The 14,987-nt window shown below is 67.7% G+C and carries 16 protein-coding genes and 1 pseudogene; 10 read left to right on the forward strand and 7 right to left on the reverse strand.

Annotation, left to right across the window (positions count from 1 at the left end; all coding sequences use genetic code 11):
* Positions 1–162 precede the first annotated feature (162 nt).
* The gene (locus OG584_RS33925; RefSeq protein ID WP_405784429.1) at positions 163–1,035 is read left to right on the forward strand and encodes an oxidoreductase; all 873 of its coding nucleotides are present in this window, start codon (positions 163–165) and stop codon (positions 1,033–1,035) included.
* Between the two features lie 26 nt (positions 1,036–1,061).
* Here the strand turns inward: OG584_RS33925 and OG584_RS33930 are convergent, their stop codons facing one another.
* Positions 1,062–1,202 carry a hypothetical protein gene (locus OG584_RS33930; protein ID WP_405783567.1) on the reverse strand — a complete coding sequence of 47 codons (141 nt, stop codon included), beginning with the start codon at positions 1,200–1,202 and terminating at the stop codon, positions 1,062–1,064.
* 200 nt (positions 1,203–1,402) lie between these two features.
* On the opposite strand from OG584_RS33930, the gene OG584_RS33935 reads away from it, so the two are divergent.
* The 4 genes from OG584_RS33935 (at position 1,403) to OG584_RS33950 (ending at position 4,361) form a co-directional block, all read left to right on the forward strand.
* Positions 1,403–2,164 carry a PIG-L deacetylase family protein gene (locus OG584_RS33935; protein ID WP_405783569.1) on the forward strand — a complete coding sequence of 254 codons (762 nt, stop codon included), beginning with the start codon at positions 1,403–1,405 and terminating at the stop codon, positions 2,162–2,164.
* A 60-nt stretch (positions 2,165–2,224) separates the two neighbouring features.
* Entirely contained in the window at positions 2,225–2,827 is a 603-nt protein-coding gene (locus OG584_RS33940) for a hypothetical protein (RefSeq protein ID WP_405783571.1), read from the forward strand.
* An 8-nt stretch (positions 2,828–2,835) separates the two neighbouring features.
* On the forward strand, positions 2,836–3,228 hold the full coding sequence (locus OG584_RS33945; protein WP_405783572.1) for a RidA family protein: 393 nt from the start codon (positions 2,836–2,838) through the stop codon (positions 3,226–3,228).
* A 71-nt stretch (positions 3,229–3,299) separates the two neighbouring features.
* Entirely contained in the window at positions 3,300–4,361 is a 1,062-nt protein-coding gene (locus OG584_RS33950; RefSeq protein ID WP_405783573.1) for a protein kinase family protein, read from the forward strand.
* A 53-nt stretch (positions 4,362–4,414) separates the two neighbouring features.
* On the opposite strand, the gene OG584_RS33955 is transcribed toward OG584_RS33950, so the two are convergent.
* The 3 genes from OG584_RS33955 to OG584_RS33965 all read right to left on the reverse strand — a co-directional run bounded on the left by OG584_RS33955 (position 4,415) and on the right by OG584_RS33965 (position 6,716).
* Positions 4,415–5,089, reverse strand: coding sequence for a hypothetical protein (locus OG584_RS33955; RefSeq protein WP_405783575.1), 675 nt, complete (start codon positions 5,087–5,089; stop codon positions 4,415–4,417).
* Positions 5,090–5,176: 87 nt separating this feature from the next.
* Positions 5,177–6,100, reverse strand: a complete 924-nt coding sequence (bla, locus tag OG584_RS33960; protein ID WP_405783577.1) for a class A beta-lactamase — start codon at positions 6,098–6,100, stop codon at positions 5,177–5,179.
* A 193-nt stretch (positions 6,101–6,293) separates the two neighbouring features.
* On the reverse strand, positions 6,294–6,716 hold the full coding sequence (locus OG584_RS33965; protein WP_405783579.1) for an acyl-CoA thioesterase: 423 nt from the start codon (positions 6,714–6,716) through the stop codon (positions 6,294–6,296).
* 266 nt (positions 6,717–6,982) lie between these two features.
* Between OG584_RS33965 and OG584_RS33970 the strand changes: the two genes are divergently transcribed.
* Positions 6,983–8,017, forward strand: coding sequence for a hypothetical protein (locus OG584_RS33970; protein ID WP_405783581.1), 1,035 nt, complete (start codon positions 6,983–6,985; stop codon positions 8,015–8,017).
* 37 nt (positions 8,018–8,054) lie between these two features.
* On the opposite strand, the pseudogene OG584_RS33975 reads toward OG584_RS33970, so the two are convergent.
* A pseudogene (locus OG584_RS33975) lies at positions 8,055–8,201 on the reverse strand (metallophosphoesterase family protein); the annotation flags it as partial.
* Between the two features lie 320 nt (positions 8,202–8,521).
* Between OG584_RS33975 and OG584_RS33980 the strand changes: the two are divergent.
* Positions 8,522–9,505, forward strand: coding sequence for an alpha/beta fold hydrolase (locus tag OG584_RS33980; protein WP_405783582.1), 984 nt, complete (start codon positions 8,522–8,524; stop codon positions 9,503–9,505).
* Positions 9,506–9,662: 157 nt separating this feature from the next.
* On the opposite strand, the gene OG584_RS33985 is transcribed toward OG584_RS33980, so the two are convergent.
* Entirely contained in the window at positions 9,663–10,958 is a 1,296-nt protein-coding gene (locus OG584_RS33985) for an RNA polymerase sigma factor (RefSeq protein ID WP_405783584.1), read from the reverse strand.
* Between the two features lie 44 nt (positions 10,959–11,002).
* Entirely contained in the window at positions 11,003–11,365 is a 363-nt protein-coding gene (locus OG584_RS33990) for a YciI family protein (RefSeq protein WP_405783585.1), read from the reverse strand.
* Positions 11,366–11,827: 462 nt separating this feature from the next.
* Between OG584_RS33990 and OG584_RS33995 the strand changes: the two genes are divergently transcribed.
* Genes OG584_RS33995 through OG584_RS34005 form a run of 3 tightly spaced genes read left to right on the forward strand, consistent with a single transcriptional unit; the run spans position 11,828 to position 14,980 of the window.
* Positions 11,828–13,129 (forward strand): ABC transporter substrate-binding protein, encoded by a 1,302-nt coding sequence (locus OG584_RS33995; RefSeq protein WP_405783587.1) that lies wholly within the window; start codon positions 11,828–11,830, stop codon positions 13,127–13,129.
* Complete coding sequence (locus OG584_RS34000; protein WP_405783588.1) at positions 13,129–14,118, forward strand: carbohydrate ABC transporter permease; 990 nt, start codon at positions 13,129–13,131, stop codon at positions 14,116–14,118. Before OG584_RS33995 ends, OG584_RS34000 begins: the two co-directional genes overlap by 1 nt.
* On the forward strand, positions 14,111–14,980 hold the full coding sequence (locus OG584_RS34005; protein ID WP_405783590.1) for a carbohydrate ABC transporter permease: 870 nt from the start codon (positions 14,111–14,113) through the stop codon (positions 14,978–14,980). The genes OG584_RS34000 and OG584_RS34005 overlap by 8 nt, the downstream gene beginning before the upstream one ends.
* The last annotated feature ends 7 nt before the right edge of the window (positions 14,981–14,987 follow it).

A 14,987-nucleotide genomic window follows, 5' to 3' on the forward strand; every position in this document is an offset into this window, starting at 1 on the left:
GCGCCTTCCCGCCCAGGTGACCGCTGCTCCATACTCCGGGATCGACAGCGGAGGCCGATCCCGGTAACTCCCCTTGGAACAAAGCCCATCCGCGCCCCGGAGGGCCCGCCCCTCTACCCGCGGACCCCCCACACAAGGAGGACCTACACGGCCCCCGACCTCATCTCCGCTACGTCATCCGGAACGTGGAAGCTGGGAGACCGGCAGGTCAACCGTCTCGGCTTCGGTGCAATGCGTCTGACGGGCAATGGGATGAGGGACATCCCCGACGGAGCCCCGATCGACACCGACCGGGCGATCAGCGTGCTGCGCCGCGCCGTCGATCTCGGTGTGAATCATGTGGACACCGCGGCGTTCTACGTGGCAGCCAACGAGCTGATCAACCGGGCGCTGGCCCCGTACCCCGACGACTTGGTCATCGTTACCAAGGTCGGCCCAGGACGTGGCCCGACGGGGGAGTGGTTGCCCCCGGCTGCGCCCGAGGAATTGCGTGACCAGGTCGAGGAGAACCTGCGCCAACTCGGCCGCGACCACCTCGACGTGGTCAATCTGCGCAGGATGGGCCAGGACTCGATCGCGGAACACTTCGGAGCCCTCGCGGAGTTGCGCGATGCCGGCCTCATCCGTCATCTCGGCATTTCCAATGTCGGACCCGAGCACCTCGACGAAGCCCAGGCCATCGCGCCGCTGATCTGCGTGCAGAACTGGTACGGCCTTGATCACAGGACCGCTGACGCCAATGGCCTGCTGGACAGATGCGGAGAGCAGGGGATCGCGTTCGTGCCTTTCTTCGCGATCGCAGGCGACCGCCAAGAGGAGAGCGCAGATGGCACGCACAACGACGAGGTCCTGGCGGTCGCGCGCGCACATGGCGTGTCACCCGCGCAGATCCGACTGGCCTGGACCCTGCACCGTGGACCGCATGTGCTGGCCATTCCGGGCACGGGAACCCCGGGCCACCTGACAGAGAACGTCGCCGCAGGCGCACTGCGGCTCTCTCAGGTCGAACTGACCCGCATCGGCGCCCTCCGCTGAGATCTACGGTCGAAGCGTGCCGGAGCTCATGTCTCGTCCACGGGCACGGCGTGGGCAGGGGTGGGAGCAACTTCGGGGGCGCGCCACTGTTCCGGGTCCGCCACCCGGGTGCGGCCCGCCAGGCGGGCTGCTCCGGCGGCCGGAAGCAGAAGCAGTGTGAACGCCATGGGTAACGCCCCGAGCCGGGAATGCCATTGCTTTTGGTCACTCCGAGGTCTGATGGCATCCCATCGGGCTCGTCGGTGGAAAAGCGCGCGCATCCGAGGACGAGAATGGCTTCGCGGCCCCGGCCCACGTTCGTCTCGACGAGGACGAAACCGGAGGACCCGTGACCCGAATCGCGCATCCTGTTGGAAAGTGAGCTCTCATGTCCGTACCGAGCCTGCTCGCCGTATTCGCCCACCCGGACGACGAGTCCCTGTCTTCGGGCGGAACGCTGGCCCGTCACGCGGCCGCAGGAGCGAGAACAGCGGTCGTCACGGTGACCTGGGCCGAAGACAGTCACCGTGCCGAGGAGTTGGCCCACGCGCTGCGCATCCTTGGTGCGGACCCACCGAGGATGCTCGGATACGCCGATGCTCGTGTCCCCCAGTCGGCCCCTGGCAGCATCCGGTTCTGTGACGCGCCGCTCGACGAGTCGGTGGGGCGTCTCGTCGCGCGCATCCGAGAGTTCCGTCCGGACGTTGTCATCACGCACGACGCGTACGGAGGTCTGACCGGACATCCGGATCACGCCCACACCCACAGAGTGACCGCACTCGCAGTCCGAGCCGCAGGATGCGACCACATGTATCCCGATGCGGGCACCCGGTGGCAGCCGAGCGCGCTGTATCTGGCCACGCATCCGCACTCTGCCGCTCGGGCGCTCGGCGGAGACCTGATCCGGGATGGCGCGGCGATGTACAGCGTCCCGGACGAGTGGATCACGACAACTGCCGATGTGCGCCCGTGGCTGGAGCAGAAGCTCGCGGCGGTGTTTGCTCACCGCTCGGAGGTGGAGCGTGGAGCCCTGCCGGGGCGGCTCGCCGTCCTTCCCCGGACCGACCAGGAGAGACTACTTGCGACTGAGTGGTACGTCCGCCACGGCCCGCTCCGCACGGGGACGGCGGAACTCCCCTTCTGGGAATGAGGGCGAAGGCACCGGGGCCCGGTGCTCTCGGCGAGGTGATTCATGGGCCGGTGAGGGCCAGTGGAACAGAGGAAGGCTGCCGACGCGCTGCGAAGCGGCGGCGCTCTCGCGACAATCACCACGGAACATGTGGCCGGTGGCAGCGAGGCGTTCTTCACCGAAGTACAGGACTGCTATGAGCGCCTCGACCCGGCGACGCCGCCGGGGCTGCGCCTTTCCACTGCCGCCGGCATTGCCCCGGACCGCGCGGAGGTGGATCGCTCCGGCCGCTTCGGGCAAGTGGCTTTCCGCCGCTATGAGCGGGATCTCGTGTACTCGGCAGCGCAGTATCTGGACGTGCTGAACACCTACTCCGGCCATCGCGCGCTGGAGCCGAAGGCGCGCGCAGATCTGTTCGACTGCATCGAGCGGCTGATCCAGGAGCGTCACGGCGGCCGGATCGCCAAGCGCTATCTGAATGACCTGCGGGTCGCGTACCGCAGCGTCCGACCCCGAAAGCCCTTCGCTTTCGCACGGTGCTTCACGCTTCGGGCCAGGGAGGTACGCCACAGCCTGCGGAAACGTTCAGGACGGCTCCGGCGCTGGGGCCCTCCCGGTCGCCCAACTGCTCCTGCACGAGGCCGGTTCCGTGTCAGGAGGAGCCTATTCCCGGTCGTGACATGATCGCAGGCGTGGAGTACTTCATACGTCCCGCCGGTTCGCCACCCGTCAACGGCTACAGCCATGCGGTCGCCTTCCACGGAGCGATGATCGCCGTCTCGGGCCAGGTCCCTGTGGACGGCGACAACCTGGTCGGCAAAGGGGACGCTGAGACCCAGGTCCGGCAGGTCTACGCGAATCTGGCCACCGCGCTGGAAGCAGCGGGCTCCAGCCTGGAGCACGTAGTCAAACTGACGGTCTACCTGACCGATCTGGACGACCTCGGCGCGTTCCGCACCGTGCGAGACGAACACCAGGACGCGGAGCGGCCGCCCGCCTGCTCCTTGGTGAGGGTCGCGGGTCTGGTCCACCCCGACTTCAGGGTCGAGATCGACGCGCTGGCAGTGACACCCGGCGCCGTGTAACGGCTGCTGTCCACGGGACGCCGGAATGCCGGGCCGGGCCGGGGTGCGCAGGAGGCGAAATGGAGGCAGCGGTGGAAACAGCCGACAGGTCACGGAGCGCGCGCCTGGCGGCTCACGGCGCCGTCGCCACCTCTCTGGCCCTGCACAGTGATCACGCCCTGCGCGACCTTGTGGACACCGCCGTACCCATCGGAACGGGCATCGGCGGGAAATCGGCACTGCTCGAGGTCGCGGGTACCCCGGTCTTCGTGAAGAGGGTGCCCCTCACCGATCCGGAGAGGCGACCGGAAAACGTCCGGTCCACCGCGAACTTGTTCGAGTTGCCGGTCTTCTGCCAGTACGGCATCGGCGGCCCCAGCTTCGGGGCCTGGAGAGAACTCGCCGTGCAGACCATGACGACGAACTGGGTTCTGGCAGGGAAACACGAAGGTTTCCCCCTCATGCACCACTGGCGGGTGCTGCCTGACTCGACGCCCCTGCCGGAGGAACTGGCCGACGTGGAAAGGGCCGTCGCATACTGGGGCGGTGGAGCGCAGGTGCGCCGCCGCATCGAGGCACTCCAGGAATCCTCGGCAAGCATCGCCCTGTTCCTGGAGTACATCCCGCGCACCCTCCACGAGTGGCTGGGCGAACAGATGGCCACCGGGGGTGAGAACGCGGACCGGGCCTGCACCATGGTGGAGCGAGAGCTGGAGGCCGGGACTTCATTCATGAACTCCCGCGGTCTGCTGCACTTCGACGCCCATTTCGAGAACATCCTGACCGACGGCAGACACCTCTACCTCGCCGACTACGGTCTTGCGCTCTCCTCCCGCTTCGATCTGTCGCGGGATGAGGTCGGCTTCTTCGACAGGCACCAGGACTATGACCGGTGCTATTCGGTCACCTACCTGGTGAATTGGCTGGTCACAGCTCTGTCCGGATACGGAAGGGATGACCGGGAGGCGCAGGTGCGCGCGTATGCCCGAGGTGAGCGCCCCACGGGAATCCCAGAGACCGCCGGGGCGATCATCGCCCGCCACGCTCCGCTTACCGCAGTGATGGCGGACTTCTTCCGCAAACTCCAGCACGAGAGCAGGGCGACTCCGTACCCGCTGGACGAGATCCGCGCGTGCATGGACCGCCGGAAGTGACGCACGGCAACCGGGTATCCCCACTCCCGCGGGCACCCGGAGATGGTGTGCCCTCAGCTCACGAACTCCTCGTCACCGTAATGGATCTCGGTTCTGTGCCGGTCCACGCCGAGCCCGGCAGCGAACTCCCTGGCCAGTCGCAGGTCGGCGAGAGGGGCGATGAGGATGAGCTGTCCGTCAGGAGTGATCGAGCCGCCTCCGAGCCTGGTACGTGCCTCGCGGCTGTTGACGAGCGCGTCGTGCAAGCGGGTCCGGCTGACGCCGGGGGCGAGGACTTCCGCCGCGTCGCTCTCCGGCGAGGTGCGCCGCAGACAGCGGAACGTGAGCACCGACTCCTGGTCGTACTGCTTGGCAATGAGGTCGGCGACATGGTGGAGCCCGCCGCGGCTGATGTTCCTGACATCGAACGCGCGTGATCGCTCGTAGGTCACCTGCTGCCGTCCGGCCGACCAGAAGACACCGTCCAGGAGGGATGAGACACCTGACGTTGCCCCATTCGAGCGGATGATCCCGTGCACTTCGTGGTCGAAGCGTGTCAGGTGCCGCGTGAGACGCGAGTCATCCGGATCCGTGATGATCGCCGTGTTGTCCGTGGCGAAGATCTCCGCCGCCGGGCAGTTGCGGGCCACCGAGTCCGACTGCGCACTCGCCGCGCCCGCAACCCCCAGCATCAGGGCGGAGACCATAACCAGGATGCGTACATGCCGCTGCATGCTTACGTTCTTCATGTCGCGCTCAACGAGCCCCGGCCAAGTCCGTTTCGCCGGCCGAGGGGGCCGCCTGCCGCACCGTCTGTCGCACTGCGCCCCCTGCCTTCAAGAGAGTGAGTCGGCCACCACCCCTGCCGCTCGCGCGATCAGCTTGTCGTCGGTGCCCGCAGTCTTCTCCGAGCGATTCGACATGACCGTCACGACCACGGGTGCGGAGCCGGGGCGCCACACCACTGCGATGTCGTTGCGGGCGCCGTAGTAGCTGCCGGTCCCGGTCTTGTCACCAACCACCCAGTCCTTGGGCACACCGGCCCTGATCAGATCAGCTCCCGTGGTGTTGGTCCGCAGCCAGTGTGTGAGCTGCGCCCGCCCGGCCTTGCCGAGAGCGTCCCCCAGAACGAAGGCGCGCAGGTCCTCGGCCATCGCCCGCGGGGTGCTCGTATCCCGCTGCTCACCCGGCACCCAGCGGTTCAGCTCGGGCTCGCGGCGCTCCATCCGCGTGACGTGGTCGCCGAGCTTCGTGAGGTCCATGCCGACCTTCCCGGGCCCACCGACCGCGTCGAAAAGGAGGTTGGCGGCGGTGTTGTCGCTGTACCGGATCGCGGCGTCACACAGAGCGCGCAGGCTCATTCCGCTCGCGACGTGTTTTCCGGTCACGGGAGAGTTGGCGATGAGATCCTTGCTGGAGTACTTCACCACCTTGTCCAGCTCACTCGTCGAGTACTTCCGCAGCACGGCGCCGACGATCAGTACCTTGGACGTTGAGGCGTAGGCGAAACGGTCGTTGTCCTTGTAGGCCACCTCGCGACCGGTGCCGGTGTCGATTGCGTAGACACCCAGGCGCGCGTCAAACCGGCCTTCCAGTTGCTTGAGTTTGCGGGCGTACGGCCTCGCGGTCAGGCTCGGCGCTGCCGATCCGGTGGTGTGGCGGGGGGCGGCGGGCTCGGTATGGGCGCATCCGGCGAGGGAGGCCAGGGCGAGCGCGGCGAGCGCACCGAATACCGTGCGGCCGGTGCGGGCGTGCTGCATGTTCAGAACCTCCGTGGAGTGGCCCCGCTCATGGGGCGTTCGGCGACAGGACGGAACCACCGCGTACCGGTGTGTGGAGGCGGGCACCAGGGCTCCGTCGCCTCCGGGCGGCCATCCGGTCCAATCCGTTGCCGTCCATAGTGTTCTTGTTCTCGCCCGTACTGTTCCATTGACCGTGCCGACCGGCTCCGGCTCAGAGGCCGAGCAGGCCCGGGTCGCTCGCCAGGGACCGGAAGCGCTCCCGTGGGCCGGTGACCAGCTTGCGCAGTTTGAGGTCGAGCAGCCCGCCGACCGACGTGAGCTCTGCCGCGAGTGTGCCGTCGGTCTTCCGGATGGTCTGTTCGATCCGGAAGGTCTTGCCATCACTCCAGACGAAGGAGCAGCTCACGTCGACCTGGTCACCTGCGACCAACTCGCGTTTGTAGCGAATGGTCGTCTCCAGGGCCACCGGGCCGATGCCCTTCTCGCGCAGATCGTTCTGCTTGATGCCCGAGTCCTGGAGGATCGCCCAGCGTGCGTGTTCCGCGTACTGCAAGTACACGCTCTGGTTGAGATGGCCCTGCGTGTCGGTTTCGTACCCGCGCACTCCGACTCGTACGGAAAATGGATCTGCCATGACTTACCTCTCGAAGGAACACGGCGCTGACAGCGTCGACGCCTCGGCTGAGCATGCTCACCCCGATTCAACCGCATCGCTCGTTTTCGGATTCCGCCGGATTCCGCCGGGCCGGCGAGTCCGCGGAGATCGCGTCTCACCGAGTCCTGCGCCGACTCCCGCCCACGGGACGAGCGGAGGTCCAACCACGCTCGGTGGTACGCGGTTTGATGTGTTCCGGAGCCCTTACGATGACGTTCATCCGATGATCGCCTCCAGGGAGTCCAGTGAAGAGCCAGCAGATCGCCCCCAGCCGTTCCGTGAAGATACCCAGGCGGCGTGCGCGTCAGTACGCGGCGGCATCCGTCACCTTGGCTGCTGCGGCAACCCTGATGGCCTGCGGCGCCTCGTCCGACGCCGCGGACTCGAAGCGGCCGGCGAGCGCGAGCCCCTCTCCCACCGGAGCGGTGACCCGTGCGCAGGCGGACAAAATCGTTGACCACTATGAAGAGGTCAACAACCGGAGCAACAAGACCCGCGACGCCAAGTTGCTCGGCACGGTGGAGGGAGGCCAGGTCTACGAGCTGAGCAAGGCGGAGTTCAAGGCGTTCCCGACATGGCCGAGCAAGAAGCGGAAGGAGTACGGCAACCCCTTCACGTACAAGCAGCGCTCCTTCGCCATGCCGGCCAACGCGGGCTGGTTCATGTTCATCGGCCACATGAACGGCTCCAAGTACCCCTCCCTGCTTGTCTTCGACAAGGTCGGCGGCGAGTGGAAGGCCGTCAGGGCGGTCCACCTGAGCGTCCCGGTCCCAGCGATCGACACGAGTCGTGGTGGCCTCGCGGCCGCGGTGTCCACCAGTGCGAAGAGCGGTGTTCTCAGCCCCGCTGAGGTGAAGAACGCGTGGGAGGACCTCTACACCAGCGGGGGGAAGCACCAGGGCAAGGAGCTGGCATCGAGTGGGTGGACCAAGGACGCTCTGAAAACGTATCGGACACGCAACGACGAGCTGGGCTCGCAGGCTCAGGTGTCCTTCTTCAGCAAGCCCGCGAAGAGCGAGAAGATCTACGCACTCCGGACGAAGGACGGCGGGGTGCTGACCGTGTCGTCGCTGGCGCACAACGAGGAGTCCATCACCAAGGCTGCTCTGCGCGGGAGTTCGTCCATGCAGATCACCCCGGGGCCGGCGGAGAAGGTATTCAACTCGACGCCACGTTCCGCCATCGTGGACGAATTCCAGGGTCAGGCTCTCGTCCACTTGACCCCGAAGGACAAGCCGAAGGTCCTCTACGCGGTGTATTCGCTGGTCGACTCGCGCTGACGGACGGCAGGTCGACCACTGTGCCACCTGGTCCGGCGAGAACCTGGGTCGGTTGCGGACCCGAGGTGATGTCGCCCGTGAGCACGATGCGATCGGCGGCGCGTACGTCGGGTTCTGCCAGCACCGCCTCCAAGGCCGGCAGGACTCCGTGGATGTCGGACAGGACGGCTACCCGGTTCAGCATGGTCACCACTCTGGGACAAGGACAGCCGAGGGCCAGGCCCCGTTCGCCGAACGCGTAGCTCGGGCGATGCGGGCTCGTCCGGCGATCCGGAAGGCGTATGTGTGCTGGATGCTGCGGCACTGTCAAGGGAATCCGCGGCGGTGCTCCGTCCCCTGATGGCCGTCGCAGCAGAGCGTTTTTGCCGAAGCAGCAACAGAACTCGCGGCGGCACCGGTGCCCGTCGCATGATCGCTACCTGAGATGTTGGCCTGCGGCCCACTTCGTACCGGGCCGGTGGCGCACTCGGCGCAAGCAGATCGATCGAAGCCCCCGGAGGACTCATGTCGCAGCCCGACCAGGTAACAGATGCCGCCCGCCTCGTTCCGTCTCCCGCAGGCAGGACCCACTTGGTGGAGCACGGCGCCGGGCCACTGGTGTTGCTGGTCCACGGCTTTCCGGAGTCCTGGTATTCCTGGCGCCGCCAGTTGCCGGTGCTCGCCGCAGCCGGGTACCGGGCGGTCGCCATTGATGTTCGTGGTTATGGGCGGTCCTCCAAGCCCGGTGAGGCGTCCGCGTACCGCATGCTCGACCTGATCGAGGACAACGTCGCCGTGGTGCGGGCGCTCGGCGAGGAGACAGCGGTGATCGTCGGGCACGACTGGGGTTCGACGATCGCCGCGCATTCCGCCCTCGTCAGGCCGGATGTCTTCCGCGCGGTCGGACTGCTCAGCGTTCCCTACGCACCGCCCGGCGGTCCTCGGCCCAGTGAGGTCTTCGCGAAGATGGGCGGGGACGAGGAGTTCTACGTCTCCTACTTCCAGGAGCCCGGCCGGGCCGAGGCCGAGATCGAACCCGACGTGCGCGGTTGGCTTGTGGGCTACTACGCCGCGCTCTCCGCCGATACGATGCCCGCACCCGGCGCCCCGGACCCACACTTCGTCACCCGCGGCGGGGGGCTGCGTGACCGGTTCCCGGCCGGCCGACTGCCCGGATGGCTCAGGGAGGACGATCTCGACGTCTACGCCGCGGAGTTCGAGCGGACGGGTATGAGCGGAGCACTCAACCGCTACCGGAACATGGACCGGGACTGGGAGGATCTCGCCGACTTCCGCGGCAAGCCGATCACTCAGCCGTCCCTCTTTCTCGGCGGGGCACTGGATGCCTCCACCACCTGGATGTCCGATGCGATCCAGGAGTACCCCTCCACCCTGCCCGGTCTGGTCTCCTCGCAGATCCTTGAGGGGTGCGGCCACTGGATCCAGCAGGAGCGCCACGAGGAGGTCAACGAGATCCTGACTGGCTGGCTTGCCTCTCTGCCCTCGTGAGGGGCCCCGAGTTGTCAGCGCCCGTTGCCGCCTTGGTCCGCGCGACCTGCACGGTCAAGAGGGCCTCCGGTGGCCGCGATGACGGGGTGTGGGGGCGAGTGCCGCATGCGATGTGCCCTCGCAAGTGCTCATATGTCAGGGGGTGACGGCCCGTGGGTCAGGTTTGTGTGTGCCGCGGTCTGCGGTGGTCCACTCCGGCCCTGCGGAGCAACAGGTCCCGTTCGGCTGTGTTGTCCGTCAGGTCTGCCGCGCGGATGTACTCCGCGCGCGCTTCCTGATCTCGCCCCAGGCGTTCCAGCAGACTACCGCGCACGCTGGGCAGCAGATGGTAGCCGGACAGCGGGGGTTCTTTCGCGAGCACGTCCACGATGGCGAGTCCGGCGGCCGGGCCTTCGGCCATCGAGACGGCGACGGCGCGGTTGAGCTCGGTCACGGGGGAGGGTGGCAGTGCCGCGTAGAGAGCGGCGATCCGGTGCCAGTCGGTTTCCTCATACGTAGGCGCCTGGGCATGGCAGGCGGCGATGGCGGCCTGCAGCGTGTACGGGCCGGGGCGGGCGTCCAGTTCGCCGGCGCGCAGCAGTGCGGCGAAGCCGCGCCGGACGAGGAGCTGGTTCCAGCGGCCTCTGTTCTGGTCGGCGAGCAGGACTGCTTCGCCGGCTGTTCCCACCCGGGCTCCGATGCGGGAGGCCTGGATCTCGAGCAGGGCCAGCAGGCCTTGTACTTCGGCTTCCTCGGGCATCAGCCCCGCCAGTACCCGTGCGAGGCGCAGCGCTTCCTCGCACAGCGCGGGGCGTACCCAGTCCTCGCCGGCGGTGGCCGAGTAGCCCTCGTTGAAGACCAGGTAGATGACCTCCAGGACGGAGGCCAGACGCTGCCCGCGCTCGGCCTCGTCGGGCACCTCGAACGGCACCGCGCGCGCCGCCAGTTTTCGTTTGGCGCGCACGATGCGCTGGGCGACGGTCGCCTCGGGGACGAGATACGCGCGGGCGATCTCGCCGGTGCTCAGCCCGCCCAGCAGCCGCAGCGTGAGCGCGGTCCTGGCTTCGGTCGCCAGGACGGGGTGGCAGGCGGTGAAGATCAGCCGCAGCAGGTCGTCGTCGATGGTGTCGGCGCTGTCGGCGCAGTCGACGGCGGTATCGGCGGTGGTGTCGGCCGGCGGGTGTGTGTCCTGCAGTTCCCGGCCGGCCTCGGCCAGCTTGCGCGCGTATGTCTCGCGGCGGCGTACGAGGTCGATCGCCCGGCGTCTGGCCGTGGTCATGAGCCAGGCGCCCGGCCTCTGCGGAACTCCTGAGGCGGGCCACTGCTCCAGCGCGGCGACCAGCGCGTCCTGGGCGATCTCCTCGGCGATGCCGATGTCCCGCACGATCCGTGCGGCCGCGGCGATGATCCGCGCCGATTCGATCCTGAATACCGCTTCGACCGCCCGGTCCGCGTCGCTCCTGGTCACGGCCACCCATCAGAGCAGCCCAGCGGCGACGCGGCAACCGGACACGGCCGTCAGTCGTCGGAGGAACCGAAGACCTGGCGGACCTCGCAGTCGAGGTCGTATTCCTCCTCGTGCAGCTGCACGAAGCGCTTTGCCCACTCGACAGCCTCGTCGAGGTCCTTGGTCTGTACCAGGCTGTACCCGCCGACGACCTCCTTGGCCTCGGTGAACGGTCCGTCCAATACGGTCGTCCTGCCCTCACTCCAGCGCACCCGCTTGGAGGAGTCGATCGGGCCGAGGCCGCCGGTGTCCAGCAGGACCCCGGCCCTGGTCATCTCCTCCATGAGCTCACCCATCCGCTCCATGAGGCCGGCACTGGGCGCGGCGGGGGCGGTCTTCTCGTCGACACGGATCAGGGAAATGAAGCGCGGCATGACGTTCTCCTCGTGATGGGGGGCGGGCCTCGTACCCGCTCTCTCATACGGACGTCGAACGGCCACAGGCGGAATCGACACACCGTGCGGGGAAACTTTCCGCTCCCCGATGGCCGCTGTCCGGGGGCCGGTCCAGGAATCCGGCCATGGAGTGGGGCGGCTGCCCCCGGCCTGCGCGCGCGGCCCTGCACGTTTGCCGCTTGCCGCCAAGACTGGTGCGCAGTGGCGGTGTTGGGGCGCCGCGGGTGGCTGGCGCTGGGGGCAGGGTGCGCGGAGGCGACTCTCTCGACGGCTTCAAATGCGTAAAGATGATCGGAAGAGCCATTGACCCATCAACTTTGAGCAAATAATGTCCGATTATCCGGCTGCGGGGCAGTGTCCCCCACCGAACGGTCCCCGTCGGCTTCACGGCCTCTCCCGCGCGGCGAGGTCAAAAGCTCCATCCCCCCAGGAAGGCTCCGCGTGCGCAGACGTTCCCTCCTCACGGCGGCCGCCGCCACGACGCTCGCGGCGGCTCCGCTCGCGGCCGGCTGCAGCCCCTCCCCGTCCCCGGCCTCCCGAGGTTCCTCGGGCGGCTCCAGGCGCGGGCATCTCACCTACGGCGTCTGGGACGTCTACCAGGTTCCCGCGATGAAACGGGCGGCGCGGGAGTTCGAGCGCACCCGTCCGGGGGTGACCGTCGATGTCCAGCTCACCCCCAACGGGACGTACTGGACCAAACTGCGCACCGCGTGCACCGGCGGCTCCGCTCCCGACGTCTTCTGGATGAACGGACCGAACTTCGGTCTCTACGCGGATGCGGGACAGCTGCTCCCGCTGGAGACCGAGGGGTCCGGTGCTGTGCTGCGCCCCGCCGACTTCCCGTCCGACCTGGTCTCCCTCTACCGCTGGAAGGGCACCCAGTACGGCGCCCCGAAGGACTTCGACACGGTCGCGCTGTGGTTCAACAAGGAGATCTTCGACCGGGCCAAGGTCGACTATCCGGACTCGTCCTGGACCTGGCAGGACCTGATCTCCAACGCCCAGCGGCTCACCGACCGCAAGCGCGGGATCTACGGCGTCGGGGCTCCGGTCCGCGCGCAGGAGAACTACTACAACTCGATACCGCAGGCCGGCGGCTGGGTCATCTCCCAGGACAAGACGCGCTCCGGCTACTCCGACGAGCACACCCGGGACGGCCTGCAGCTGTGGATCGACCTGATCCACCGCTACCAGGCATCTCCGACCCTCCAGCAGATGGCGGACACGGACCCCACCCAGATGTTCCAGTCCGGGACGCTGGCCATGACGTACGAGGCGTCCTACAACGCGGCGATGTTCTACGGCGACCCCGAACTGCGAGCCAAGATCGACGTCGCACCGATGCCCAAGGGCCGTCACCGCGCCACCGTCCTGCACGGCCTGGCGAACGTCGTCTACGCCCGCACCCCGCACCCCGAGCTGGCCAAGGAGTTCGTCCAGTTCCTCGGCGGGGAGGAGGCATCGCTGCTCCAGGGCAAGTACGGCACGGCGATCCCGGCGCGCAACGGCACCGCCGAACCGTGGGCCGACGGGATGCCCAAGTTCGACCTCCAGGTGCACCTGGACGCGCTCGACTATTCGGTGCCCTTCCCCAGCTCCGCCAACAGCGCCGCCTGGCAGCACAAGGAACAGATGTGGCTGGCCAGGGCGTGGAGCGGCGACGACAGCCTCAAGAGCGCGACCCGGTCCCTGACCGACGCGATGAACCAGCTCCTCGCGCAGGAGAGGAAGGGCCGGTCCTGATGAGCCTCGATGTGCGTGCGAAAACCGCCGTACCGGCGCAGCGCACCCGCCAGGACACCCTGGACCAGCGGGAACTGCGCCGCCGTGAGCGCCGCTTCCGCCACCGGGACAAGTGGTGGGGCTACGCGCTGATCGCACCGGCCGGGCTGGGTCTCGCAGTCTTCTATCTGTGGCCCGTCGTGCAGACGGTGTACTACAGCTTCACCGAGTGGGGCGCTTTCGGTGGGACCAGCTGGATCGGTCTCTCCAACTACCGCACCCTGGTGGGTGACCCCGAGTTCTGGCAGTCACTGGGCAACACCGGCATCTACACCGGGCTCGTGCTGCTGGGGATCCCGCTGTCGATGGTGCTGGCGGTGCTGCTCAACCTCAAGGGTCTGACCGGCACCGGCATCTACCGCACGTTGTACTTCCTGCCGGTGGTCACGATGCCCGCCGCGGTCGCGGTGGTGTGGCGCTGGCTGTACAACGGCGACGCCGGCATCCTCAACCACGCGCTGTCCGCGATCGGCATCAACGGGACCTACTGGGTTTCCGACCCGGGCACCGTCCGTATCGCGGTCGCCGTCGTCGGAGTGTGGATGACCGTCGGCTACAACATGATCCTGCTGCTGGCCGGCCTGCAGAGCATCCCGGGCGACTACTACGAGGCGGCGTCCCTCGACGGCGCGGGGCGCATCCGGCAGTTCTTCTCCGTCACTCTGCCGCTGCTGAGCCCCACGCTGTTCTTCACCACCGTGCTCTCGGTGATCCAGTCGCTGCAGGTCTTCGACCTGGTGTATCTGATCCTCGGCGCCAACACGCAGAACGCGCTGCAGAACCCGGCCTACGGCCAGGGTCAGACCGTCGTGATGCTCTTCTTCCAGAAGGCGTTCTTCGACAACCAGCGTGGCTACGGCGCGGCGATCGTCTGTGTGCTGTTCGTCCTGATCATGGCGCTGACCGCCGTCCAGTTCCGGTTGCAGAAGAGGTGGGTCCACTATGCGTGAGGCGACGCGGGGCACGCAGGGTTCCCGGCGTGCTCAGAACAGAAGCCGTCAGGGCAGGCTGTGGCCGGCCCACGTCCTGCTCGCGCTGGGCGCGGTGGTCACCGTCTTCCCGCTGGCGTGGGAGGTCCTGACCTCCTTCAAGACCTTCGGTGAGTCCGTACGGGTGCCGCCGACGATCCTGCCCGCACACTGGGACTGGTCGAACTACGGGAAGGTCTTCGACGCGATCCCTCTCGGGCGTCAGTTCGTGAACACCGCCGTGATGGCCGTGCTGCGGACCGCGGCCCAGCTGCTGCTGTGCTCGATGGCGGCATACGCCTTCGCGCGCATCCGCTTCCCCGGGCGCGGGGCCATCTTCCTCGGGTTCCTCGCCGTGCTCATGGTCCCCGGCCAGCTCTTCCTGCTGCCGCAGTACCAGATCATGCAGGACCTCGGCTGGCTGGACTCGATGCAGGCGCTGGTGGTCCCCGGGATGTTCTCGGCATTCGGCACGTTCCTGCTGCGCCAGTTCTTCATGGGACTGCCCGAGGAGCTGGAGGAGGCGGCGCGGCTGGACGGCGCCAACCCCTTCACGGTCTTCTGGCGCATCGCCCTGCCGCTGGCCCGGCCGGGGCTGCTGGCGCTGGGCGTCCTGACGTTCCTGTGGTCCTGGAACGACCTGATGTGGCCGCTGATCGTCAACACCGACCCGGCCAAGATGCCGCTGTCGGCCGGCCTGGCCTCCCTTCAGGGCGCCCACCTGACGGAGTATCCGGTGCTGATGGCCGGATCCCTGCTTGCCACGCTCCCGGTGATCGTGGTGTTCGTCGCGATGCAACGCCAGTTCATCCAGGGCATCGCCTTCTCCGGCATGAAGGGCTGAGCGCTCA

Source organism: Streptomyces sp. NBC_00859 (assembly GCF_045161865.1).
Taxonomy (GTDB): Bacteria; Actinomycetota; Actinomycetes; order Streptomycetales; family Streptomycetaceae; genus Streptomyces.

Bases quoted from the DNA above. Each gene is read 5' to 3' on its own strand.
- OG584_RS34005 (WP_405783590.1), top strand. From the start codon at position 14,111: ATGCGTGAGGCGACGCGGGGCACGCAGGGTTCCCGGCGTGCTCAGAAC.
- OG584_RS33935 (WP_405783569.1), top strand. From the start codon at position 1,403: ATGTCCGTACCGAGCCTGCTCGCCGTATTCGCCCACCCGGACGACGAG.
- OG584_RS33930 (WP_405783567.1), bottom strand. From the start codon at position 1,202: ATGGCGTTCACACTGCTTCTGCTTCCGGCCGCCGGAGCAGCCCGCCTG.
- OG584_RS33990 (WP_405783585.1), bottom strand. From the start codon at position 11,365: ATGCCGCGCTTCATTTCCCTGATCCGTGTCGACGAGAAGACCGCCCCC.
- OG584_RS33955 (WP_405783575.1), bottom strand. From the start codon at position 5,089: ATGAAGAACGTAAGCATGCAGCGGCATGTACGCATCCTGGTTATGGTC.
- OG584_RS34000 (WP_405783588.1), top strand. From the start codon at position 13,129: ATGAGCCTCGATGTGCGTGCGAAAACCGCCGTACCGGCGCAGCGCACC.
- OG584_RS33965 (WP_405783579.1), bottom strand. From the start codon at position 6,716: ATGGCAGATCCATTTTCCGTACGAGTCGGAGTGCGCGGGTACGAAACC.
- bla (WP_405783577.1), bottom strand. From the start codon at position 6,100: ATGCAGCACGCCCGCACCGGCCGCACGGTATTCGGTGCGCTCGCCGCG.
- OG584_RS33980 (WP_405783582.1), top strand. From the start codon at position 8,522: ATGTCGCAGCCCGACCAGGTAACAGATGCCGCCCGCCTCGTTCCGTCT.